General features: G+C 70.5%; 16 protein-coding genes. 12 read left to right on the top strand and 4 right to left on the bottom strand.

Annotated elements, in window-relative coordinates; translation table 11 throughout:
• Window positions 1-6 precede the first annotated feature (6 nt).
• A complete protein-coding gene (locus C3492_RS30735) occupies window positions 7-1530 on the top strand; it encodes a M1 family metallopeptidase (protein ID WP_103815912.1) in 1524 nt (507 codons plus the stop codon).
• 209 nt (window positions 1531-1739) lie between these two features.
• Window positions 1740-3230, top strand: coding sequence for a GTPase HflX (gene hflX, locus C3492_RS30740; RefSeq protein ID WP_103815913.1), 1491 nt, complete (start codon window positions 1740-1742; stop codon window positions 3228-3230).
• A gap of 65 nt (window positions 3231-3295) precedes the next feature.
• Here hflX and C3492_RS30745 read toward each other — a convergent pair whose 3' ends face one another.
• Window positions 3296-4507, bottom strand: a complete 1212-nt coding sequence (locus tag C3492_RS30745) for a serine protease (protein WP_103815914.1) — start codon at window positions 4505-4507, stop codon at window positions 3296-3298.
• 501 nt (window positions 4508-5008) lie between these two features.
• Here C3492_RS30745 and C3492_RS30755 point away from each other — a divergent pair.
• The 4 genes from C3492_RS30755 to C3492_RS30770 all read left to right on the top strand — a co-directional run bounded on the left by C3492_RS30755 (window position 5009) and on the right by C3492_RS30770 (window position 11963).
• On the top strand, window positions 5009-6559 hold the full coding sequence (locus C3492_RS30755; RefSeq protein WP_103815915.1) for a diaminobutyrate--2-oxoglutarate transaminase family protein: 1551 nt from the start codon (window positions 5009-5011) through the stop codon (window positions 6557-6559).
• A 219-nt stretch (window positions 6560-6778) separates the two neighbouring features.
• Window positions 6779-8818: an IucA/IucC family siderophore biosynthesis protein gene (locus C3492_RS30760; protein ID WP_103815916.1), complete on the top strand. Its 2040-nt coding sequence runs from the start codon at window positions 6779-6781 to the stop codon at window positions 8816-8818.
• Window positions 8819-8921: 103 nt separating this feature from the next.
• A complete protein-coding gene (locus C3492_RS30765) occupies window positions 8922-9692 on the top strand; it encodes a GNAT family N-acetyltransferase (protein WP_103815917.1) in 771 nt (256 codons plus the stop codon).
• A 279-nt stretch (window positions 9693-9971) separates the two neighbouring features.
• Complete coding sequence (locus C3492_RS30770; protein ID WP_103815918.1) at window positions 9972-11963, top strand: ATP-dependent DNA helicase; 1992 nt, start codon at window positions 9972-9974, stop codon at window positions 11961-11963.
• A gap of 247 nt (window positions 11964-12210) precedes the next feature.
• On the opposite strand, the gene lexA is transcribed toward C3492_RS30770, so the two are convergent.
• The gene (lexA, locus tag C3492_RS30775) at window positions 12211-12990 is read right to left on the bottom strand and encodes a transcriptional repressor LexA (RefSeq protein ID WP_058082171.1); all 780 of its coding nucleotides are present in this window, start codon (window positions 12988-12990) and stop codon (window positions 12211-12213) included.
• A 563-nt stretch (window positions 12991-13553) separates the two neighbouring features.
• On the opposite strand from lexA, the gene nrdR reads away from it, so the two are divergent.
• Together nrdR and C3492_RS30785 are read left to right on the top strand one after the other, a co-directional pair.
• Complete coding sequence (gene nrdR / locus C3492_RS30780) at window positions 13554-14105, top strand: transcriptional regulator NrdR (RefSeq protein WP_103815919.1); 552 nt, start codon at window positions 13554-13556, stop codon at window positions 14103-14105.
• 164 nt (window positions 14106-14269) lie between these two features.
• Window positions 14270-17164 carry a vitamin B12-dependent ribonucleotide reductase gene (locus C3492_RS30785; protein WP_103815920.1) on the top strand — a complete coding sequence of 965 codons (2895 nt, stop codon included), beginning with the start codon at window positions 14270-14272 and terminating at the stop codon, window positions 17162-17164.
• A 73-nt stretch (window positions 17165-17237) separates the two neighbouring features.
• Here the strand turns inward: C3492_RS30785 and C3492_RS30790 are convergent, their stop codons facing one another.
• Complete coding sequence (locus C3492_RS30790; protein WP_103815921.1) at window positions 17238-17768, bottom strand: TerD family protein; 531 nt, start codon at window positions 17766-17768, stop codon at window positions 17238-17240.
• A 155-nt stretch (window positions 17769-17923) separates the two neighbouring features.
• On the opposite strand from C3492_RS30790, the gene C3492_RS30795 reads away from it, so the two are divergent.
• From C3492_RS30795 to C3492_RS30805, 3 genes are all read left to right on the top strand, one after another.
• Window positions 17924-18529, top strand: coding sequence for a YdbC family protein (locus C3492_RS30795; protein WP_103815922.1), 606 nt, complete (start codon window positions 17924-17926; stop codon window positions 18527-18529).
• Between the two features lie 148 nt (window positions 18530-18677).
• A complete protein-coding gene (locus tag C3492_RS30800) occupies window positions 18678-19337 on the top strand; it encodes a histidine phosphatase family protein (protein WP_103815923.1) in 660 nt (219 codons plus the stop codon).
• A gap of 12 nt (window positions 19338-19349) precedes the next feature.
• The gene (locus C3492_RS30805; protein ID WP_103815924.1) at window positions 19350-20255 is read left to right on the top strand and encodes an ADP-ribosylglycohydrolase family protein; all 906 of its coding nucleotides are present in this window, start codon (window positions 19350-19352) and stop codon (window positions 20253-20255) included.
• Between the two features lie 377 nt (window positions 20256-20632).
• Here the strand turns inward: C3492_RS30805 and C3492_RS30810 are convergent, their stop codons facing one another.
• On the bottom strand, window positions 20633-22141 hold the full coding sequence (locus C3492_RS30810; protein WP_181140649.1) for an MFS transporter: 1509 nt from the start codon (window positions 22139-22141) through the stop codon (window positions 20633-20635).
• A gap of 227 nt (window positions 22142-22368) precedes the next feature.
• Between C3492_RS30810 and C3492_RS30820 the strand changes: the two genes are divergently transcribed.
• Complete coding sequence (locus C3492_RS30820; RefSeq protein ID WP_181140643.1) at window positions 22369-22992, top strand: TetR/AcrR family transcriptional regulator; 624 nt, start codon at window positions 22369-22371, stop codon at window positions 22990-22992.
• The last annotated feature ends 78 nt before the right edge of the window (window positions 22993-23070 follow it).

The following is a 23070-nucleotide window of genomic DNA, read 5'->3' on the forward strand; positions in this document are numbered from 1 at the left end:
TGGTCCATGCTGCTCACCCCCCGCTCCCGGCCCCGGACCGCCGTCCCCCGGACCACGCCCAAGGTCTCCCGGCACCGGAAGGCGGCCCTGCTCGCCTCCGCCGTCTCCGTCTGCCTGCTGGCCGCCGCGGCGCCGCCCGAACCGCTCGGCGTCGGCGACCGGCTCTTCCCCCACCTGGGCAACCCGGGTTACGACGTGGCCTCGTACGACCTGTCCCTCACCTACCCCGGCACCAACGACAAGCCGCTCCAGGCCGTCACCACCATCGACGCCTGGACCACCGACGACCTGGAGCGTCTCAACCTCGACTTCGCGCACGGCACCGTGCGGTCGGTCGAGGTAGACGGGCGTCCCGCGGACTTCACCAGCGCCGGCGACGACCTGGTCGTCACCCCGGAGCATCCCCTCGCCGAGGGCAGCTGGACCCGGATCACCGTGCGCCACACCAGTGACCCCGTCTACGGCAAGGACCAGCAGGGCGGCTGGGTGCGCACCTCCGACGGCCTCGCCATGGCGAACCAGGCCGACGCCGCCCACCTCGTCTTCCCGTGCAACGACCACCCGTCCGACAAGGCGATGTTCACCTTCCGGATCACCGCCCCGAACGGCTACACCGCCGTCGCCAACGGCCTGCCCGCAGGCGCCGACCGAGTCGGCACCACCACCACCTGGACCTACCGCACCCAGCACCCCATGGCCACCGAACTCGCCCAGGTCTCGATCGGCCGCTCGGCCGTGCCGCACCGCGAGGGCCCCCACGGCCTGCCCGTGCGTGACGTCGTGCCCGCGAGCGACCGCAAGGCCCTCGAACCGTGGCTCGCGAAGACGCCCGACCAGATCGCCTGGATGGAGAGCAAGGTCGGCCGGTACCCGTTCGAGACCTACGGCCTGCTCATGGCCCAGGCCTCCACGGGCTTCGAACTGGAGACGCAGACCCTCTCGCTCTTCGAGAAGGGCCTGTTCACCGAGCCCGCCTACCCGAAGTGGTACGTCGAGTCGATCATGGTGCACGAGCTGTCCCACCAGTGGTTCGGGGACAGCGTCACCCCCCGCAGCTGGTCCGACGTCTGGCTGAATGAGGGCCACGCCACCTGGTACGAGGCGCTGTACGCCGAGGAGACGGCGCACCGGCCGATGGAGGACCGGATGAAGGCCGCCTACGGCGCCTCCGACCGCTGGCGCCAGGCCGGCGGCCCGCCCGCCCGGCCCAAGCCGCCCGTCCCGGGCCAGAAGATCAGCATCTTCCGGCCGAACATCTACGACGGCGCCGCCCTCGCGCTCTACGCCCTGCGGCAGGAGATCGGCCGGCCCGCCTTCGAGCGGCTGGAGCGGATCTGGGTCCGGGAGCACCAGGACGCCACCGCCACCACCGCCGACTTCGTCCAGCTGGCCTCGGCCATCGCCGGCCGCGACCTGAGCGGCTTCTTCAAGGCCTGGCTGTACGGCGAGAAGACCCCGCCGATGCCCGGCCACCCGGACTGGAAGCAGATGCCATCGGCCCAGCCCACCCCGCCCCGCACCCGGCGGTGACCCGGTGACGCCTGGCGATAAGCCCGTGACGAGACGTGCCGTACCGTGCGACCATCTAGGGGTGGGCGCGCACGGGACACGGGAATCTCCCGGGGTACTCGTGCGTTGGACACATCGAGCGGTGCGGGCGACCGCCCGCCGTGCGGAGGCCGTGACGCCGACGCCGTGACGGCACTCCCACCGACGTATCTCACCGACGTAAGGATCCAATGACCTCCTCTTCTTCCCCTTCCCAGGACACCAAGCGCCTCGCGCACGCCTATCCCGAGGGTCTTCGGGCCGATGCCCTGATGGAAGAGGACGTCGCCTGGAGCTACGAGATCGACGGCGATCGGGACGGCGACCAGTTCGACCGCTCCGAGCGCGCGGCCCTCCGCCGCGTGGTGGGCCTGTCCACCGAGCTGGAGGACGTCACCGAGGTCGAGTACCGCCAGCTCCGCCTGGAGCGGGTCGTGCTCGTCGGCGTGTGGACGACCGGCACGGCGCAGGACGCCGACAACTCCCTCGCGGAGCTGGCCGCCCTCGCGGAGACCGCGGGCGCGCTCGTGCTCGACGGCGTGATCCAGCGCCGTGACAAGCCGGACGCGGCCACCTACATCGGCTCCGGCAAGGCAGCCGAGTTGCGCGACATCGTCATCGAAACGGGCGTGGACACCGTCATCTGCGACGGTGAGCTGAGCCCCGGCCAGCTGATCCAGCTGGAGGACGTCGTCAAGGTCAAGGTCATCGACCGTACGGCCCTGATCCTGGACATCTTCGCCCAGCACGCCAAGTCCCGCGAGGGCAAGGCGCAGGTCGCACTCGCGCAGATGCAGTACATGCTGCCGCGGCTGCGCGGCTGGGGTCAGTCGCTGTCCCGGCAGATGGGTGGCGGTCGCGGCGGCCTCGCCACGCGTGGCCCCGGTGAGACCAAGATCGAGACGGACCGGCGCCGGATCCGCGAGAAGATGGCGAAGATGCGCCGGGAGATCGCGGAGATGAAGACCGGCCGCGAGATCAAGCGCCAGGAGCGCAGGCGGAACAAGGTGCCGTCCGTCGCCATCGCGGGCTACACCAACGCCGGCAAGTCCTCCCTGCTCAACCGCCTCACGGGTGCCGGCGTCCTGGTCGAGAACGCGCTGTTCGCGACCCTGGACCCGACCGTCCGCCGGGCCGAGACCCCGAGCGGCCGGCTCTACACCCTGGCGGACACCGTGGGCTTCGTCCGGCATCTGCCGCACCACCTGGTCGAGGCGTTCCGCTCCACCATGGAGGAGGTCGGCGACTCCGACCTGATCCTGCACGTGGTGGACGGCTCGCACCCGAACCCGGAGGAGCAGCTCGCCGCCGTACGCGAGGTGATCCGGGACGTCGGCGCCACGGACGTGCCCGAGATCGTCGTGGTCAACAAGGCGGACGCGGCCGACCCGCTGGTCCTCCAGCGGCTGCTGCGGGTCGAGAAGCGCTCGATCGCCGTATCGGCGCGCACCGGCCAGGGCATCGAGGAACTGCTCGGCCTGATCGACAACGAGCTGCCCCGCCCCTCGGTCGAGATCGAGGCGCTCGTGCCGTACACCCACGGCAAGCTGGTCGCCCGCGCCCACACCGAGGGCGAGGTGATCTCCGAGGAGCACACCGCGGAGGGCACCCTGCTCAAGGTCCGGGTGCACGAGGAGCTGGCGGCGGACCTCGCGCCGTACGTACCGGTCTCCGCGGGCTGACCGGCCCGGTCACAAGGGCCCGCCACCTCCTCGGGTGACGGGCCCTCGTCATGCCCACCGCCGGGTCACTGCCCGGCGAACTGCTTGCTCACCGACTCGTACACGCTCTTGGCCACCTCACCCAGCCGGGGACCGGCCAGCCAGCCGGAACGCACCGGGCCGATGGACGTGTTCGACACCAGCGCGGGCTTGCCGTCCGCACCCGTCTCCACCCAGCCGCCACCGGAGGAGCCACCGGTCATCGTGCACCCGATCCGGTACATGGTCGGGTCGGACTGCTCGATGGACAGCCGGCCCGGCTTGTCCTGGCACTGGTACAACAGCTGACCGTCGTACGGCGCCGCCGCCGGGTAGCCGGACGCCGTGATGCTCTCCACCTGGGGCACGGCCGGCGCGTCGAAGTTCACCGGCAGCGCCCCGCCAACGGTCTCCTCCAGCGACTTGCCGCCACTGCCCTGCTCGGGCGTCACATGGATGACGGCGAAGTCGTACGACGCGCCGTCACCGCCCGTCTCGCCCCCCTTGCTGATCCACTGCTGCGAGGTCTTCGCCGCGTCGGCCCACCACACGCCGTACGGCGCGATCTCGGACCGGCTGGCGTTCTCCAGCTCGGCCGCCGACTTGCCCTGGTCGTTGTACGACGGCACGAACGCGAGGTTGCGGTACCAGCCGCCCTTCTTGCCGGCGTGCACACAGTGACCCGCCGTCCAGACGAGGTTGGACTTGCCGGGGTGCGCCGGGTCCGTCACCACCGTCGCGGAGCAGACCATCGTGCCCTCGGGAGCGTCGAAGAGCAGCTTGCCCGAGGTGGCCGCACTGGTGTGGTACGGCGGGGTGACCGCACGTGCCTGCACCGGCTGCGGCGTCGGGTCCGTCACGCCCTGGTCACCGGAGATGTCGTTGTCGTCGACGCCCTGGTCCGGGTCGTCGGCGTCACGCATCCGGTCCGGGTCCCACAGGCCCTTGATGATCGGGTTGATGAAGTCGTTGGCCTCGCGCAGCCAGTCGTCCCGGTTCCAGTTCTTCCAGGCGCCGTGCTTCCACTTGTCGATGTCGATCCCGTGTTCCTTGAGCCTGTGCTTCAGGTCGTCCGGGATCGTGATCTTGCCGTCGCCGGTGCTCACCGCGGACGGCTTGCCGTCGGCGTTGTCGTCGCCGCCGCAGGCGGTGGCCGTCAGCGCCAGCACCGACACGAGGGCGACCGCCGTCAGCGAGGCGGAGGTCCGGCGACCTCCCCTCCCTCGCCGAGCGGTGAACGACGGCCGTATGGATCGCATGTTGTGACTCCCCCTGCTGTGAAGAGAATTCGGCGCTTCGGCCCCGACACCGGCCGCGAACTGATGGAAGGTTCATGCCGGTCTCACGACCTTCTGGGAACGGCATCACACACTATGCCGTCGCGGTGGGGGAGTTCTGACAGGAGGGCAACGGTTCCGTCACAGGCTGCCTGAACAGGGAACGAGCGCCGGCCGGTCCAGGAGCCACCTCGTCGACCGCGATGATCCGTGCCGGCTGATGACCTGTCACGCGAGGCCGCCCCGGGTCCGTCCACAGGTGGCTCTGCCCACTGGGGGCGGCACGGGCGGAGGCGCTGTCCGGCGGAGTACCGGAGGGGCTCGTCCGCGTGCCGCCCGGCCAAGGATCTCCACGCGAGCCCGTAACCGCCCGAACGGTCCGCTGTTGTAGCCGGTGGGGCCTGCCGCCAGTGTCCGGTCCCCGAGGATCAACTCGCCTTTGAGCAGCGGGGAGGACAGCACGCCGTGGCCGTTACGGAGTCGATGGCTGGAGGCACGTCCGGGGAAGCGCGGGCCGTGCACGAGGGAATCCTCAGACGCCAGTCGGCGCGTGAGTCCGCGGCACGCACCTATGCCCGGGCCTTGCCCATCGTGCCCGTCCGGGCGCGAGGACTCACCATCGAGGGCGCCGACGGCCGGCGTTACCTGGACTGCCTCTCCGGTGCCGGCACACTCGCCCTCGGCCACAATCACCCGGTCGTGCTGGAAGCCGTCCGCCGGGTCCTCGATTCCGGCGCCCCCCTCTCCGTCCTCGACCTGGCGACCCCCGTCAAGGACGCCTTCGTCACCGAGCTGTTCCGCACACTCCCACCCGGCCTGGCCGACCGCTCCCGCGTCCAGTTCTGCGGACCGGCCGGCACCGACGCCGTCGAGGCCGCCCTCAAACTGGTCAGGACCGCGACCGGCCGCACCGGCATCCTGGCCTTCACCGGCGCCTACCACGGCATGACCGCCGGCGCCCTGGCCGCCTCCGGCGGAGCCCCCGACGTCCAGGTCACTCGCCTGCCCTACCCGCAGGACTACCGCTGCCCCTTCGGCGTCGGCGGCCCGCACGGCGCCGAACTCGCCGCCCGCTGGACCGAGACCCTCCTCGACGACCCCAGATCCGGCGTCCCGCTCCCGGCCGGGATGATCCTCGAACCGGTCCAGGGCGAAGGCGGAGTGATTCCCGCGCCGGACGACTGGCTGCGCCGCATGCGCCGGCTCACGGCGGACCGGTCCATCCCGCTGATCGCCGACGAGATCCAGACCGGAGTCGGCCGCACGGGTGCCTTCTGGGCCGTCGACCACAGTGGCGTCACCCCCGACGTCATGGTCCTGTCTAAGGCCATCGGCGGCAGCCTTCCGCTGGCCGTGATCGTCTACCGCGACGATCTCGACGTCTGGCAACCCGGCGCCCACGCCGGCACCTTCCGCGGCAACCAGCTCGCGATGGCCGCGGGCACCGCCACCCTCGCCTACGTCCGCGAGAACGGCCTCGCCGAACGCGCCGCCGCCCTCGGCGCACGCATGCTGATCCAACTCGCGGAACTCACCCGTGCGTTCCCGTGCGTGGGAGACGTCCGAGGGCGCGGACTCATGATCGGGGTCGAGCTGGTGGACCCGGACGCCGACCACACGGCTTCTCGCCCGGCGTCCGTGGCCGATGAAGGCGGTGACATTCGTGAGCCAGGTGCTCCAGGCGACTTGGGTGACTCCCGTTACTTTGGTGACTGTGGTGACGCCCGTGCCGGTGGCACGGGTGGCCTCAGTGCCACGGCCGCCCGGCCGGAGCCCACCCGCACGCCGTGTCCGGCCGCCCCCGACCTCGCCGCCGCCGTGCAGCGGGAGTGCCTCCAGCGCGGACTAATCGTCGAACTCGGCGGCCGGCACGCGTCCGTGGTCCGGCTGCTCCCGCCCCTCACGATCAGCGACGAACAGGCGACGGCCGTACTCGACCGGCTGACCGACGCGGTGGCCGCGGCCGCCCGCCACCACCGATCCCACGGCCCGCACGAGCAACGCCAGCCCTGCCCGGCCCAGCGCGCGGGCTGAACACCACCCGAGCCCGACCCGGCCCCCGGCCCCGATCTTTGGGCGCACACCGCTCCGCATACCCGTTCCACCCCCTTCCCGGGTGTCCAGGCCGACGTCCACCGCCGACCACAACCTCATGGCCATCCCGCCCCATCGATCGCCGACCACGAAGGAACAGCGCCCTAGCGGACCACGGAACGGGCCCGCACGACCTCACTCCAGCCCCAGAGGAGCGTCATGAACGCCACCCCCGCCCCCGACGACCAGGGGCGCTCCGGCGCCCCGTCCTCTGCCGCACCGCTCATCGAGTCGGTCCCGCAGCAGAAGAAGCGGGAGACGGATCCCGTCCGGTGGACAGCTCCCGTCGCCGATCCGCTGGAGGACCCCGATCCCCGGACCGCCGCCCAGGCCGCCGCCGTCGAGAACCTCCTGCGGTGCTGGACCCGCGAGACCGGCCTCACCGCTCCCACGTCCGGCAGCCTCCGCATCCCCCTACCGGCCAGCGGCGCCACCCTGATCGCCCCGGTCCACCACTGGTCCCCGACGGGCTGGCACCGCTTCGGCCTCCCGCGCCTGGCCGACGCGCCCGACACGGCGCCACCCATCGACGCCGTCACTCTCGCGGCCCTCCTCGCGAGGGAATCCGTCCCCGAGCCGGCCGACACCGCGGCCCCCTCGCCTCACACCTCCCCGGGTTCCGGTGACGGCACCGGCTCCAACCGCACCGGCTCCGAAGGCACCGGCTCCAACGGCACCGGCTCCAACGGCACCGGCTCCCGTCCTGACACCGACGCCGGTCATCGAGCCGACGGCCCCGATCTCGTGGCCAGAGTCGCCGACTCCGTCCGCCGTACGGCCACCTTCATCGAGCACCGGCGGGAACACCCCACCGACACCCCCGACCGCTTCCTCAGCGCCGAACAAGCCCTCCTGCTCGGGCACCCGCTGCATCCGACCCCGAAGAGCCGGGAGGGCCTGACCGAAGCGGAAGCCGAGCGGTACTCACCGGAGTCGCGTGGCTCCTTCCCCCTGCACTGGCTGGCCGTCGCCCCCTCTCTCCTCGCGACCGACTCCGCCTGGACCGAGCGCGGCCGTCCCGTGCCCGCCGGCCACCTCGTCCGCCGCCTCGCCGGCACCGGACTGCCGCTGCCCGACGGCTACACCGCCCTGCCACTGCATCCGTGGCAGGCCCGCGAGGTCCGGCACCGCCCGCCCGTCGCCGCGCTGCTCGACTCAGGACTCCTCCGTGACCTCGGTCCTCTGGGTGCTGCCTGGTCTCCCACCTCCTCCGTACGCACCGTGCACCGGTCCGGCGCCCCCGCGATGCTCAAGCTCTCGCTGGCCCTGCGCATCACCAACTCCCGCCGGGAGAACCTCCGCAAGGAACTCCACCGCGGGGTCGAGGTGCACCGCCTCCTGCGCACCGGTCTCGCCCGCCGGTGGCACACCGCGCACCCCGGCTTCGACATCGTGCGCGACCCGGCCTGGCTCGCCGTCGACGGCCCGGACGGCCTGCCCGTGCCGGGCCTCGACGTGGTGATCCGGCACAATCCGTTCACCCCGGCCGACGACGTCGGCTGCGTGGCCGGGCTCCTCGCCCCGCGCGCGCTGCCCGAGCCGCCCGCCGGCACCGCGCCGCACCACCCCGCTCGGCCGATGCGGTCCCGGCTGGCCCACCTCGTCTCACGTCTCGCCGCCCACACCGGCCGCCCCGTCGGCGCCGTCGCCACGGAGTGGTTCCTGCGCTACCTGGAGCAGGTCGTCCGGCCCGTCCTCTGGCTGGACGGCGAGACCGGCATCGCCCTCGAAGCGCACCAGCAGAACACGCTGGTCCTGCTGGACCGCGAGGGCTGGCCCGCCGGCGGCCGCTACCGCGACAACCAGGGGTACTACTTCCGTGAGTCCCGGCGGGCCGAACTGACCGCCCGGCTGCCCGGCATCGGGGAGCACAGTGACACCTTCGTCCCCGACGAGGTCACCGACGAGCGCTTCGTCTACTACCTGGCCGTCAACAACGTTCTCGGTCTGATCGGTGCCCTCGGCTCACAGCGCCTCGCCGACGAGCGGCTGCTGCTCGCGGCCTTCCGCCGCTTCCTCACCGGCCTCGCCTCGGGACCCACCCCGCTGCGCACCTCCCTGCCCGGCCGCCTCCTCGACTCACCCGTCCTGCGCTGCAAGGCCAACCTGCTGACCCGGCTCCATGGTCTCGACGAACTCGTCGGTCCGGTCGACACCCAGTCCGTCTACGTCACCATCGCCAACCCCCTTCATCCATGAGCGAAGTACCTCCGCGCACCACCTGAGCGGACCGCCCTCAGCGAGCCGCACCGTCTCCCGTCCGAGGAACATGACCCACCACGTCTCCTGAGAGGAGCGCACCGTGCCTCCCACCGACGCGAGCGCCGACACCGGCCCCGTCCCCGCCCAACCGGACAGCGCCGCTCCCCGCGCGGCCACCGCGGGGCCCCGGAACTCTGCCTTCGGGCATTTCACCGTCGAGGACGACGACCCGGACAGCGAGGACACCCTGGAGCTGTGCCTGCCCGCCGAGTTCGTCGCCCTGCGCGCCGGGGCGACGACCGGCCTCCTCGGCCGACCCGCCACGTGGGGCCCGGTCGTGACCCCGGTCGGCTCCTTCCAGCTGATGCCCGTACGCCTTGATCAGGACCTCTCGCTCGTCCACCGCTGGATGAACGACCCCGCCGTCGCCGAGTTCTGGGAGCTGGCCGGGCCCCGGAACCGGACGGAGGAGCATCTGCGGGCGCAACTCCACGGCGACGGGCGCAGCGTGCCGTGCCTCGGCGTACTCGACGGCACCCCCATGAGCTACTGGGAGATCTACCGTGCGGACCTGGATCCGCTGGCCCGTCACTACCCGGTCCGCCCGCACGACACCGGGATCCACCTCCTCGTCGGTGACGCCGCGGACCGGGGGCGAGGGCTGGGATCCGTCCTGCTGCGAGCCGTGGCCGACCTGATCCTCGACCGGCGTCCCGCCTGCGCACGTGTCGTGGCGGAACCCGATCTTCGCAACACCCCCTCCATCGCCGCGTTCCTGAGCGCGGGTTTCCGGTTCGCGGCGGAGGCCGACCTGCCCGACAAGCGGGCCGCCCTCATGATCCGCGACCGTGTCCTGCGCGACGTTCTGTAGCACCCCGTGATCGGGGGCTCACTGATAGATACGAGTGGCGGATCCGCGGTGTTCCCGCGTCGAAGAAAAAGTTGCGGCGACCCGCGCCCCCGAGCCGGGGACGGTGCGCCCCGATGCTGACCACCAGCTCCCGTCCGCCCCAGCCCGACGCAGAATCCCCGAACCCGGCCGCATCCCACTTCCACCCCACCGCCACCCAGGAGCCCCGCTCGTGAGCCCTCCCCCTGCCCCCGTAACGACCCCCCGTTTGTCAGTGCAGGGTCGTAGGGTGGTCAGGCTATGACGAAGCCCTCCCTCCCCGAACTCCTGCATGCCGCCGTCGCCGCCGTCGGCGGCACGGAGCGCCCCGGCCAGGTGACCATGGCCGAAGCGGTCGCCGAGGCGATCGACGACGGATCCCACCTGCTGGTCCAGGCCGGCACCGGCACCGGCAAGTCGCTCGGCTACCTCGTGCCCGCGCTGGCGCACGGAGAACGGGTGGTCGTCGCTACGGCCACGCTCGCCCTGCAGCGCCAGCTCGTCGAGCGGGACCTGCCGCGCACGGTCGACGCCCTGCACCCGCTGCTGCGCCGCCGCCCGGAGTTCGCGATGCTCAAGGGCAGGTCGAACTACCTGTGCCTGCACCGCTTGCACGAGGGCATGCCGCAGGACGAGGAGGAGGGCCTCTTCGACCAGTTCGAGGCCGCGGCGCCCACCAGCAAGCTGGGCCAGGACCTGCTGAGGCTGCGGGACTGGGCCGACGAGACGGAGAGCGGCGACCGGGACGACCTCACCCCGGGCGTCTCGGACCGTGCCTGGGCTCAGGTCTCGGTGTCGTCGCGGGAGTGCCTGGGCGCGTCGAAGTGCGCGTACGGCGCGGAGTGCTTCGCGGAGATGGCCCGTGAGCGGGCCAAACTCGCCGAGGTCGTGGTCACGAATCACGCGCTGCTGGCCATCGACGCCATCGAGGGTGCCCCGGTGCTGCCCCAGCACGAGGTGCTGATCGTGGACGAGGCGCACGAGCTCGTCTCCCGTGTCACGGGGGTCGCCACCGGCGAACTCACACCCGGCCAGGTCAACCGCGCGGTGCGCCGTGCCGCCAAGCTGGTCAACGAGAAGGCCGCCGATCAGCTCCAGACCGCCGCCGAGGGCTTCGAGCGGCTCATGGAACTCGCGCTGCCGGGCCGCCTCGAAGAGATCCCGGAAGACCTCGGCTATGCCCTGATGGCGCTGCGGGACGCCGCCCGCACGGTGATCACCGCGATCGGCGCGACGCGCGACAAGTCCGTCCAGGACGAGGACGCGGTCCGCAAGCAGGCGCTGGCCTCGGTGGAGACGGTGCACGACGTGGCCGAGCGGGTCGTGAACGGCTCCGAGTGGGACGTCGTCTGGTACGAACGGCACGACCGCTTCGGCGCGTCCCTCCGTGTCGCCCCCATGTCGGTCTCCGGTCTGCTCAGGGAGAAGCTGTTCGCCGACCGGGCCGTGGTCCTCACCTCGGCGACGCTCAAGCTGGGCGGCGACTTCAACGGCGTCGGCGCTTCCCTGGGGCTCGGCCCGGAGGGCGCGGAGGGCGAGGACCTGCCGAAGTGGAAGGGCGTCGACGTCGGCTCACCCTTCGACTACCGCAAGCAGGGCATCCTGTACGTCGCCAAGCATCTGGCGCGGCCCGCGCGCGACGGCGAGCGCTCCGACATGCTGGACGAGTTGACCGAGCTGATCCAGGCGGCCGGCGGCCGCACCCTGGGCCTGTTCTCGTCCATGCGGGCCGCTCAGCTCGCCGCGGAGGAGCTGCGTTCCCGGATCCCCGAGTTCCCCATCCTGCTCCAGGGCGAGGAGACGCTCGGCGAACTGATCAAGAACTTCGCGGCCGATCCGAAGACGTGTCTCTTCGGCACGCTGTCGCTGTGGCAGGGCGTGGACGTCCCGGGCCCCAGCTGCCAGCTGGTCGTCATGGACAAGATCCCGTTCCCGCGCCCCGACGATCCGCTGATGAGCGCGCGCCAGAAGGCAGTGGAGGAGGCGGGGGGCAACGGCTTCATGGCGGTGGCCGCGACCCACGCGGCCCTGCTCATGGCGCAGGGCGCCGGCCGTCTCGTCCGGGCGTCCGGCGACCGGGGGGTGGTCGCCGTACTGGACCAGCGGCTGGCCACCGCGCGCTACGGCGGCTATCTGAAGGCGTCACTGCCGGACTTCTGGTACACCACGGACCGTAACCAGGTCCGCAAGTCGCTCGCCGCGATCGACGCGGTGGCGAAGCAGGCGGAGGCGCAGCCGGTGGCGGCCAAGTGATCGCGGGGTAGTCCGACCCCGACCGGCGCCGGTCGGGGTCGGACTACCCCGCGACCCGATACGGCCCCACGCCGCCCAGGACCCGCTGCACGACACACGCAGGGCCGGACAGGCGCATACACGCCGTCGGCGTACGCGGGGCCTCCGACGGACGCACGGCGTCGGACATACGCAGGGCCCCGGAACCGGCGCAGGGGTTCCGGGGCCCGGTCAGGGAGCGAGCCGGCCGGCCCGCCCGCCGCGGGTGTCACACGCGGCGCAGCACGGCGACGACCTTGCCCAGGATGGTGGCGTCGTCGCCGGGGATCGGCTCGTAGGCCGCGTTGTGCGGGAGGAGCCATACGTGGCCGTCCTCGCGCTTGAAGCGCTTGACGGTGGCTTCGCCGTCGAGCATGGCGGCGACGATGTCGCCGTTCTCGGCGACCGGCTGGCGGCGGACGGTGACCCAGTCACCGTCGCAGATCGCGGCCTCGATCATCGAGTCGCCGACGACCTTGAGGACGAACAGTTCGCCGTCACCGACGAGCTGGCGGGGAAGAGGGAAGACGTCCTCGACGGACTCCTCCGCGAGGATCGGACCACCGGCGGCGATGCGGCCGACCAGCGGGACGTACGACGCGGCGGGCTTGCCGGCGGTGTCCGTGGGCTGCACGGTGACGGCCTGGTCGGATCCGCGCACCTCGTACGCGCGCGGGCGGTGCGGGTCGCGGCGCAGGAAGCCCTTGCGCTCCAGCGCCATCAGCTGGTGGGCGACCGAGGACGTGCTGGAGAGGCCGACGGCCTGGCCGATCTCCCGCATCGACGGCGGGTAACCGCGCCGCTGTACGGAGTCCCTGATGACCTCGATCACCCGGCGCTGCCGGTCGGTGAGTCCGGAGCTGTCCGCCCGGATGCCTGGAGGTCGGCCCGGCAGGGAGCGCTTGTGTCCCTCGGGATTCGTGGCTTCGTTCATCGCGTGTACCGGCTCGACTCGGCCCAAGGAGCGGTCCTGGGCGGTGATGGTGGCACTGTCTGCGGTGGTGGTCACGTCGGCCCCTCTCGATGGTCTCCCTGCTGGACAACGGTAGTTGCTTTCGAAAGGTTGCGCCAAACACACGTTCGAGTGAAAAAGTGCGTTTCACCTGACGCGATCATGTGTCTGGGTGTATTGCTAACGCGACACTTGGCGGACAAAAGCGCCCATTGTTGTACTCTTCACCGCCGGGGCGTGTCGGCCTCGTGGGCCGCGCCCCAGTCTGCCATCCGGAATCCCGCAGTCCGGGATCCGGGGTCCTTTCTGCGCGGGAGTGCCACGCCTCCTCCCTGTGGCGCACACGGTATCCCCGCAAGCGTCGCGGCGACACTGCTCGGCCCCCGCGTGTCCCCGCCGACCGCCGACGGCGCCCGGGGCTGCCCTTCCGGTGCGACACGCGTATCTGCCTCGCTGTGTGAGCCAATCCCCACATCTAGTGGTTGGATGGCTACCGCAGCCCAGAAGTTGTGGTCCCCCGGGTCTGAGAAGCCTCGGCGATCCCCTATGCTTAGGGCTGCTTCGCGGGACCTGTGGGTCCTGTGAGGCTGACGAGTCTGCTGTGAGGAGGGTTGGAGAACATGCACTGCCCCTTCTGCAGGCACCCCGACAGCCGTGTGGTCGACAGTCGTACGACCGACGACGGCACGTCCATCCGCAGGCGCCGCCAGTGCCCTGACTGCTCCCGTCGTTTCACGACCGTGGAGACGTGCTCGCTCATGGTGGTCAAGCGGTCCGGCGTCACCGAGCCGTTCAGCCGCACCAAGATCATCAATGGTGTGCGCAAGGCCTGCCAGGGACGGCCTGTCACGGAGGACGCGCTCGCCCAGCTCGGCCAGCGGGTCGAGGAGGCGGTGCGTGCGACCGGAAGTGCCGAGCTGACCACCCACGACGTGGGTCTGGCCATACTCGGTCCGTTGCAGGAGCTCGACCTCGTCGCCTATCTGCGGTTCGCCTCCGTCTACCGGGCGTTCGACTCGCTCGACGACTTCGAGGCCGCCATCGCGGAGCTGAGGGAGGCGACGGGAGGCCCCGCCGCGAACGAGGAAGACGCGGGAACGGGGAGCCAGGAAGACGATCGCGGGCCCGGCGGGACCACTCAGGTCCCCGTGCCCGCCCGCGCCGCCGACTGACCGGAGGGCCGGAAACCGGCAGGAGACCCGGATTCCGGCCGGGAGGCGGCAACGAAGACCTGTTGCGGGCGGCAGCTGAGGGTGCCCGCAACGCACGACAGAAACACGTGCCCATGGGAACAAATGGGCACTTCAGGGCGTTTTTGCCCGTACAGGGAGGCGGCATGACAGAGACGGCGAGCGGTCCGGCACGAGGTTCCCGAGCCAAGGGCGCCAAGACCACCAAGGGACTGCGTGTCGAGCGCATCCACACCACCCCCGGAGTGCACCCGTACGACGAGGTGTCGTGGGAGCGCCGTGACGTCGTCATGACCAACTGGCGCGACGGCTCGGTCAACTTCGAGCAGCGTGGCGTCGAGTTCCCCGACTTCTGGTCGGTGAACGCGGTCAACATCGTCACCAGCAAGTACTTCCGGGGCGCCGTCGGCACCCCGCAGCGCGAGACCAGCCTCAAGCAGCTGATCGACCGCATCGTGAAGACGTACCGGAAGGCCGGTGAGGACTACAAGTACTTCGCCTCGCCCGCCGACGCCGAGATCTTCGAGCACGAGCTGGCCTACGCCCTCCTGCACCAGATCTTCAGCTTCAACAGCCCCGTCTGGTTCAACGTCGGCACCCCGCAGCCCCAGCAGGTCTCCGCCTGCTTCATCCTGTCCGTCGACGACTCCATGGAGTCGATCCTCGACTGGTACAAGGAAGAGGGCATGATCTTCAAGGGCGGCTCCGGCGCCGGCCTGAACCTCTCCCGCATCCGATCCTCCAAGGAGCTGCTGTCCTCCGGCGGCAACGCCTCCGGCCCGGTCTCCTTCATGCGCGGCGCCGACGCCTCCGCCGGCACCATCAAGTCCGGTGGTGCCACCCGCCGCGCCGCCAAGATGGTCGTGCTCGACGTCGACCACCCCGACATCGAGGACTTCATCGAGACCAAGGTCAAGGAAGAGGAGAAGATCCGCGTCCTGCGCGACGCGGGCTTCGACATGGACCTGGGCGGCGACGACATCACGTCCGTCCAGTACCAGAACGCCAACAACTCGGTCCGTGTGAACGACGAGTTCATGACGGCGGTCGAGAACGGCGGCAAGTTCGGCCTGCGCGCCCGCATGACCGGTGAGGTCATCGAAGAGGTCGAGGCCAAGGCTCTGTTCCGCAAGATCGCCGAGGCCGCCTGGGCCTGCGCCGACCCGGGCATCCAGTACGACGACACCATCAACAACTGGCACACCTGCCCCGAGTCCGGCCGGATCACCGCGTCGAACCCGTGCAGCGAGTACATGCACCTGGACAACACGTCCTGCAACCTGGCCTCGCTGAACCTGATGAAGTTCCTGAAGGACGACGGCAAGGGCAACCAGTCCTTCGAGACCGAGCGCTTCCAGAAGGTCGTCGAGCTGGTCATCACCGCGATGGACATCTCGATCTGCTTCGCGGACTTCCCGACCCAGAAGATCGGCGAGAACACGCGCGCGTTCCGCCAGCTCGGCATCGGCTACGCCAACCTCGGCGCCCTGCTGATGGCCACCGGCCACGCGTACGACTCCGACGGCGGCCGCGCCCTGGCCGGCGCCATCACCTCCCTGATGACGGGTACGGCCTACCGCCGCTCCGCCGAGCTGGCCGCTGTCGTCGGCACCTACGACGGCTACGCCCGCAACGCCGACGCCCACAACCGCGTCATGAAGCAGCATGCCGACGCCAACGGCACGGCCGTCCGCATGGACGACCTGGACACCCCGGTGTGGGCCGCCGCCACGGAGGCCTGGCAGGACGTCCTGCGTCTCGGCGAGAAGAACGGTTTCCGTAACTCCCAGGCCTCCGTCCTCGCGCCGACCGGCACCATCGGCCTCGCGATGTCCTGCGACACCACCGGTGTCGAGCCCGACCTGGCGCTGGTGAAGTTCAAGAAGCTGGTCGGCGGCGGCTCGATGCAGATCGTCAACGGCACCGTTCCGCAGGCCCTGCGCCGCCTGGGCTACCAGGAGGAGCAGATCGAGGCGATCGTCGCCCACATCGCCGAGCACGGCAACGTGATCGACGCCCCCGGTCTGAAGCACGAGCACTACGAGGTGTTCGACTGCGCCATGGGCGAGCGCGCCATCTCCCCGATGGGCCACGTCCGCATGATGGCCGCGATCCAGCCGTGGATCTCCGGCGCCATCTCCAAGACGGTCAACATGCCGGAGACGGCGACCGTCGAGGAGGTCGAGGAGATCTACTTCGAGGCCTGGAAGCTGGGCGTCAAGGCGCTCGCGATCTACCGCGACAACTGCAAGGTCGGCCAGCCGCTCTCCGCGAAGACCAAGGAGAAGGAGAAGGCCGAGGTCACCGAGAAGGCCGAGGAGACCATCCGGGCCGCGGTCGAGAAGGTCGTCGAGTACCGCCCGGTCCGCAAGCGCCTCCCGAAGGGACGTCCCGGCATTACCACGTCCTTCACCGTCGGCGGCGCCGAGGGTTACATGACCGCCAACTCCTACCCGGACGACGGTCTCGGCGAGGTCTTCCTGAAGATGTCCAAGCAGGGCTCCACCCTCGCGGGCATGATGGACGCCTTCTCCATCGCCGTCTCCGTCGGTCTGCAGTACGGCGTGCCGCTGGAGACGTACGTCTCCAAGTTCACCAACATGCGCTTCGAGCCGGCCGGTATGACGGACGACCCGGACGTCCGGATGGCGCAGTCGATCGTCGACTACATCTTCCGCCGTCTGGCGCTGGACTTCCTGCCCTTCGAGACCCGCTCCGCGCTCGGCATCCACTCCGCCGAGGAGCGTCAGCGGCACCTGGAGACCGGCTCCTACGAGCCGGCCGAGGACGAGGTCGATGTCGAGGGTCTGGCCCAGTCGGCCCCGCGCGCCCAGGAGCTGAAGGCGGTCGCCACGCCGAAGGCCGAGGCCGAGGCGGCCAAGCCCGCGCCGCGGCAGGCGCACACCAGCGCGGAGCTCGTGGAGATGCAGCTGGGCATCCAGGCGGACGCCCCGCTGTGCTTCTCCTGCGGTACGAAGATGCAGCGGGCCGGTTCCTGCTACATCTGCGAGGGCTGCGGCTCGACCAGCGGCTGCAGCTGATGACACGCCGTTCCTGAAGTAAGGGGCGCCGGCCCATGGCCGGCGCCCCTTACCGGTACGGGCCTCAGGACCCTCAGGACGGGTGTGCCCTGCCCATCACCCGGGTGAAGGTGGCCGGATCCTCGTCGAAGCCCCGCACACCGGGACGGAACGTCCATTCCTCCGAGTCCCGGACGAACTCGGCGATCGTGGCGGCCGTCGACCCGAGGACCGACGCGAAGCCGTCCTCGGCGAGCACGGTGTACCCCTCACGGATGCGTACGGCGGGATTCAGCACCTGGGCGAACGTCTTGTGCCCGGGCCGCTGTTGGATGACGACACCCACCACCACGCGCGCGTAGCGGTCGCTGAGGCGGTCCAGTTCGAGCGTCATGACCTCGTCCCAGCCGAAGCCCCTGCCGTCCGTGCTGTCGCGGTTGAGGAGGATCGTGCCGTCCGGCGAGCGGCTGTCGAAGTGCACCAGATAGGCCGGATCCCCGTACGGGTCGCCCGACAGGAACGTCCCGGCGACGATGTCGAGATCCGTCGGCGGCTGACCCGCCGGACTGGGGTCCCACTTGAGCGCGACCTCGACCTTGCGGATTCCCTTGCTGAAGCCGGTCACCAGGCCTTCCCTTCCCCCTGTGGCTCGCTCGACCCCAACTCCCCATCGGCCGGGGTTCCTTGCCGCCCATCGTCCCACGCGCGCGGGGGCGCGTGCGCGGGCGATCTCCGCCGGAGCGTGACCGACGCCACGCCCGGTGGCCTTACGATGGCGCGGTGCTGGTCAAGTGGATTCGCTGCACCGTGGTGGACCGCCGGGGGTTCGAGCGGGGACAGCGAAAATGGGCGGGGCTTCTGGGGGAGCCGGGTTTTCGGGGACAGGGCGGGGGCTGGAGCCGGCAGCGGGCGGGGGTGGCGCACATCTTCACCTTCTGGGAGAGCCGTGCCTTCTACGACTCCTTCATGGCCCGTTCCCACGACCGCCTGGCCGCCGCCCAGTCCGGCACGTTCAAGGACGCCCAGGTCAAGTTGTTCGAGTACCGCTTCGACGTGAAGACGGGCTTCGAGCCGCGGTTCACCGACGCCGATCTGATCCGCGTGGCCCTGTGCCGGGTCCATGAGGAGCGCGTGGAGCACTTCACACTCATGCAGGAGAAGGTCTGGAATCCCGCGATGGCGGGTTCGCCCGGCATGATCCGCGGCATGTTCGCGGAGGCTGTGGAGCAGGAGTTCCTGATCCTGTCGATGTGGCGGTCGGCGGCCGAGCACGGGAAGTACCGCACGGAGCGTGTCGAACGCCTCGCCCTGCGTGCCCAGACCGAGGCGGACATCGCGGCGCTCTCCGGCGACATCGTGGACCTGGAGCCCTCCTGGACGGTCTGACGTGCTGGTCCGACAAACCGACGCACTGCCCGAAACCGCGGGTACGACTGGTGCGGAAGCGGCCCCGGACGACGGCAGGCGTGTGACCTACGCCGTACAGGGGCCCCATGAGTGCTCGACTCTCCATGCTTCGAACTAGGGTTTTGGCATGGCACGACCACGGCGCATCGTCCTTGTCCGACACGGCGAGTCCACGGGCAACGCCGACGACTCCGTGTACGAGCGCGAGCCCGACCACGCCCTCGCGCTGACCGAGCGCGGCTGGCGGCAGGCCGAGGAGACCGGCAAGCGGCTCCGCGAGGTCTTCGGCCGGGAACGCGTGAGCGTGTACGTCTCCCCGTACCGCCGCACCCACGAGACGCTCCGCGCCTTCCACCTCGACCCCGATCTCATACGCGTCCGGGAGGAGCCCAGGCTGCGCGAGCAGGACTGGGGCAACTGGCAGGACCGCGACGACGTACGCCTGCAGAAGGCCTACCGCGACGCGTACGGCCACTTCTTCTTCCGGTTCCCGCAGGGTGAGTCCGGCGCCGACGTGTACGACCGGGTCGGCGGCTTCCTGGAGAGCCTGTTCCGCAGCTTCGAGGCCCCCGACCATCCGCCGAACGTCCTTCTGGTGACCCACGGGCTGGCGATGCGGCTGTTCTGCATGCGCTGGTTCCACTGGACGGTCGCGGAATTCGAGTCACTGTCCAACCCCGGGAACGCCGAGATGCGGATGCTCGTTCTGGGAGAGGACGGCAAGTACACACTCGACCGGCCCTTCGAGCGCTGGCGGGAACCGGTGCCGTACTGGGTGAACGGATAGAGTGGCAGGGCGATGACCGCTGACTCCTCTTCCCTGGTACGCCTGGAACGCGCCCTGGCGAGCCTGCGCGGACTGGCCGTGGGGGACGCGCTGGGCTCCCAGTTCTTCGTACCCGCGCACTACCCCCTGCTGAAGCGCCGCGAGCTGCCCGCAGGCCCCTGGCAGTGGACGGACGACACCGAGATGGCCTGCTCCGTGGTCGCCGTCCTCGCCACCCATCGCCGCATCGACCAGGACGCCCTCGCACGCTCCTTCGCCGAGCACCACGACTTCGACCGGGGCTACGGCCCCGCCGTCAACCGGCTGCTGCGCCTCGTCCGGGAAGGCGAGGACTGGCGCCGGCTGGCCGCCGGGCTCTTCAACGGCCAGGGGTCCTGGGGCAACGGCGCGGCGATGCGGATCGCGCCCCTGGGCGCCTGGTACGCGGACGACCCCGAGCAGGCGACCCATCAGGCGGAGATCTCGGCCTACACCACGCACCAGCACCGGGAGGCCGTGGTCGGGGCCATGGCCGTGGCCGCGGCGGCAGCCATGGTGGGCTCACCCGACGGGCCGCCCACCCCGGAGGCACTGCTCGACGGCGTCATCGCGCTCGTCCCGAAGAGCGCGGTCGGCCAGGGGCTGCGCCGCGCCCGCGACATGCTCGACTACGGCGACGCCGGCACCGTCGCCGCCGTCCTGGGCTGCGGGCGCCGTACTACGGCCCATGACACCGTTCCCTTCGCCCTCTGGTCCGCCGCGCGTTCTCTCGGTGACTACGCATCGGCGTTCTGGACCACCGCCCAGGTCGGCGGGGACCTCGACACGACCTGCGCGATCGTGGGAGGCGTGCTGGCCGCGGGCAAGGCCGGGGCGCCGCCCGCGGAGTGGGTGCGGCACACCGAGGCACTGCCGGACTGGGTGCCCACCGGGGGCTGACGGCTTCCCTCCGATGCCTTCCGCCTGACGGCTTTCGCCGGCTTGGCCCCAGCGATCAGGAACTCTCCGTGTCCGGTGGGAACTCAGCGTGACCGCCGTCCGTTCTTCCGATGTCCGCCGTCCACCTCGTTCGAGGTCGGGCGGGCAGGCGGAGCCGGTGACCGTGACGAGGAGGAACGGAGGGGCGGGAGATGACGTGCACCTTGCCGGGCGCGGGGTCGCTGCCGGTGCCGGAGCTGGTTCCGGCTCTGTTCTTCCTGATGCTCGGCTTGTCCAGAGCGCTGGTGGCCGTGGTGCGGCCGACCGGATCGCCGCGTGCGCCGTCGGTCCCCCGGCGACGATCCGGTCGGTCGCGGCATCGCGCGGCCCGGCCTGGATCAGCCGAGGTGCGGTCCCGCCGTGCCCGCCAGGGAGTCGAGGTCTCCCTTGCGGACCCTGAGCACCAGCCAAGCGGTGAGGAAGCCGAGCGCGGCCATCGCCGCGGCGGGTATGAAGGCCGTGGAGATGCCGTGGGCGAGTACCTCGTGGCCCCAGGGCGCGGGCAGCTGGTGCGTCTTGGCGAACTCCGCCTTCTGTTCCGGCGAGGCGTCGGCGAGGAACTTCGGCAGCTGCTTCTCCGCCTCGTGCGTGCTGGCCGATCCGAAGACGGTCGTCAGGATGGACAGCCCGAGCGAACCACCGACCTGCTGCATCGCGTTGAGGAGCCCGGAAGCCGCCCCCGCCTCGTGCGGGGCGACACCCGACACGGCGGTGACGGTGGCCGTCACGAAGTTCAGGCCCATGCCGAAGCCGAACACCAGCATGGGACCCAGCACCCCGCCCACGTAGGTGCTGTCGGGCCGGATGAAGGTCTGCCAGACCAGCCCGGTGACCACCAGCGCGGAACCGCCCATCATGAACGGCTTGGGGCCCAGTACCGGCAGGAGGCGCTGGGACAGGCCCGCCCCCACCGCGATGGCGGCGGTCACGGGAAGAAAGGCGAGACCGGCCCTGATGGCGCTGTAGCCGAGCACGTTCTGCACGAACAGCACGATGTAGAAGAACATGCCGAACATCGCCGCGGCCAGGCTCAGCATGATCACGTACGTGCCCCAGCGGTTGCGGTCGGCGAACATCCTGAGCGGGGTGATCGGCTCCTTCGCCCGCATCTCGGTGAAGACGAAGGCGAACAGGAGGACCACGGCCGCGCCGAAGGAGCCCAGGGTGAGGCCGTCCCGCCAGCCGTCCTCGGCGGCGCGTATGAACCCGTAGACCAGAGACGCCATGCCGACCGTGGAGGTCAGCGCACCGGTGAGGTCGAAGCGTCCGGGATGCCGCTCGGACTCGTTGATGTACAGCGGTGCGAGCGAGGCGATCAGGACCCCGATGGGCACGTTGACGAACAGCACCCACCGCCAGTCGAGCCAGTCGGTGAGCATGCCGCCCGCGAGCAGGCCGATGGCGCCACCGCCCGCGGAGACGGCGGCGAAGACTCCGAAGGCCCGGTTCCGTTCGGGACCTTCGGGGAACGTCGTGGTGATCAGCGCCAGCGACGTGGGCGATGCGATCGCGCCACCCACACCCTGCAGGGCCCGTGCGGCCAGCAGTTGCCAGGGTTCCTGGGCCAGACCGCCCAGCAACGACGCGAAGGTGAACAGCAGGATGCCGGCCATGAACACCCGGCGGCGGCCGAGGATGTCACCGGCCCGCGCACCGAGCAGCAGCAGACCACCGAAGGTGAGCGTGTACGCGCTGACCACCCAAGTCAGGTCGGTGGTGCTGAACTTGAGGGCCTCTTGAATGTGCGGGAGTGCGATATTCACAATCGTCGCGTCGAGTACCACCATGAGTTGGCAAGCCGCGATGACGGTGAGTGCGATGCCGGGATGCCCCTCCCGGCGGGCCATGCCCGGTTTCTGTTCGTCCTTGAGCAGCTGAGAGGTCGTCACTGTGGGTCCCCCATACAGGCTTTAGTGAACGCTCGCGTTCACTTCCGCGTCCACGGTAGTGAGTCCCCAACAGTGAACGCAAGCGTTCACTTAATCGTGCGCCCCGTTCCGCGTCCCCCTGTTGCTGCGGCGCGGCGCCACCCCCCGCATCCCCCCCGCTTCCGTCGCATGTTGGAGAAACACAGATGGTTACCTCGCGCTGGACGGCCGCCCCTGACCGGACGGCTTCCCCCCGTCGGCGCGGTGCTGTGCTGGAGCGTGCGATCCTGGACGCCGCTCTGGAGCAGCTCAGCACGGTCGGCTGGAAGGGCCTGACCATGGAGGGCGTCGCGGCCGGTGCCCAGACCGGCAAGGCCGCGGTCTACCGCCGCTGGCCCTCCAAGGAGGATCTGGTCGCCGACGCCCTGGTGTCCGGACTGCCCCGGGTGGAGAAGGCCCCGGACCTCGGAAGCGTGCGCGAGGACCTGCTCACCCTGTGCCGGCAGGTACGGCAGATCATGTACTCGCGGCCCGGGATCGCGCTGCGTTCAGTGATTCACGAGTGCGATCACGTGCAGGTGGAGCGCTTCGAAGGGGTGATCCTCGGGACCGTGGTGGAGCCGACCGTCAAGCTGCTGCGGGAGGTCATCACTCGTGGGATAGAGCGGGGAGAGGTCCGCTCGGACGCCGCCAACGGGTACGTCTTCGATGCCATCCCGGCCATGATGATGTACCGATCGAAGATGTGCGCGAGCGAATGGAGGGATCAGGATCTCGAAGAGATGATCGACCAGTTGATGCTCCCGCTGCTGCGGCCCTACGAGTTCTGATCCTCCGCGCCGGCACTTCCGGCCCCGGCCGGACGACCGGGGTGTCGCGAGGCGATCCCGGCGGCGTACGCTAAGGGC

The organism is Streptomyces sp. Ru62 (assembly GCF_002920615.1).
Taxonomy (GTDB): domain Bacteria; phylum Actinomycetota; class Actinomycetes; order Streptomycetales; family Streptomycetaceae; genus Streptomyces.

Bases quoted from the DNA above. Each gene is read 5' to 3' on its own strand.
- C3492_RS30735 (WP_103815912.1), top strand. From the start codon at position 7: ATGCTGCTCACCCCCCGCTCCCGGCCCCGGACCGCCGTCCCCCGGACC.
- hflX (WP_103815913.1), top strand. From the start codon at position 1,740: ATGACCTCCTCTTCTTCCCCTTCCCAGGACACCAAGCGCCTCGCGCAC.
- C3492_RS30745 (WP_103815914.1), bottom strand. From the start codon at position 4,507: ATGCGATCCATACGGCCGTCGTTCACCGCTCGGCGAGGGAGGGGAGGT.
- C3492_RS30755 (WP_103815915.1), top strand. From the start codon at position 5,009: ATGGCTGGAGGCACGTCCGGGGAAGCGCGGGCCGTGCACGAGGGAATC.
- C3492_RS30760 (WP_103815916.1), top strand. From the start codon at position 6,779: ATGAACGCCACCCCCGCCCCCGACGACCAGGGGCGCTCCGGCGCCCCG.
- C3492_RS30770 (WP_103815918.1), top strand. From the start codon at position 9,972: ATGACGAAGCCCTCCCTCCCCGAACTCCTGCATGCCGCCGTCGCCGCC.
- nrdR (WP_103815919.1), top strand. From the start codon at position 13,554: ATGCACTGCCCCTTCTGCAGGCACCCCGACAGCCGTGTGGTCGACAGT.
- C3492_RS30785 (WP_103815920.1), top strand. From the start codon at position 14,270: ATGACAGAGACGGCGAGCGGTCCGGCACGAGGTTCCCGAGCCAAGGGC.
- C3492_RS30800 (WP_103815923.1), top strand. From the start codon at position 18,678: ATGGCACGACCACGGCGCATCGTCCTTGTCCGACACGGCGAGTCCACG.
- C3492_RS30805 (WP_103815924.1), top strand. From the start codon at position 19,350: ATGACCGCTGACTCCTCTTCCCTGGTACGCCTGGAACGCGCCCTGGCG.
- C3492_RS30810 (WP_181140649.1), bottom strand. From the start codon at position 22,141: ATGGCCCGCCGGGAGGGGCATCCCGGCATCGCACTCACCGTCATCGCG.
- C3492_RS30820 (WP_181140643.1), top strand. From the start codon at position 22,369: ATGGTTACCTCGCGCTGGACGGCCGCCCCTGACCGGACGGCTTCCCCC.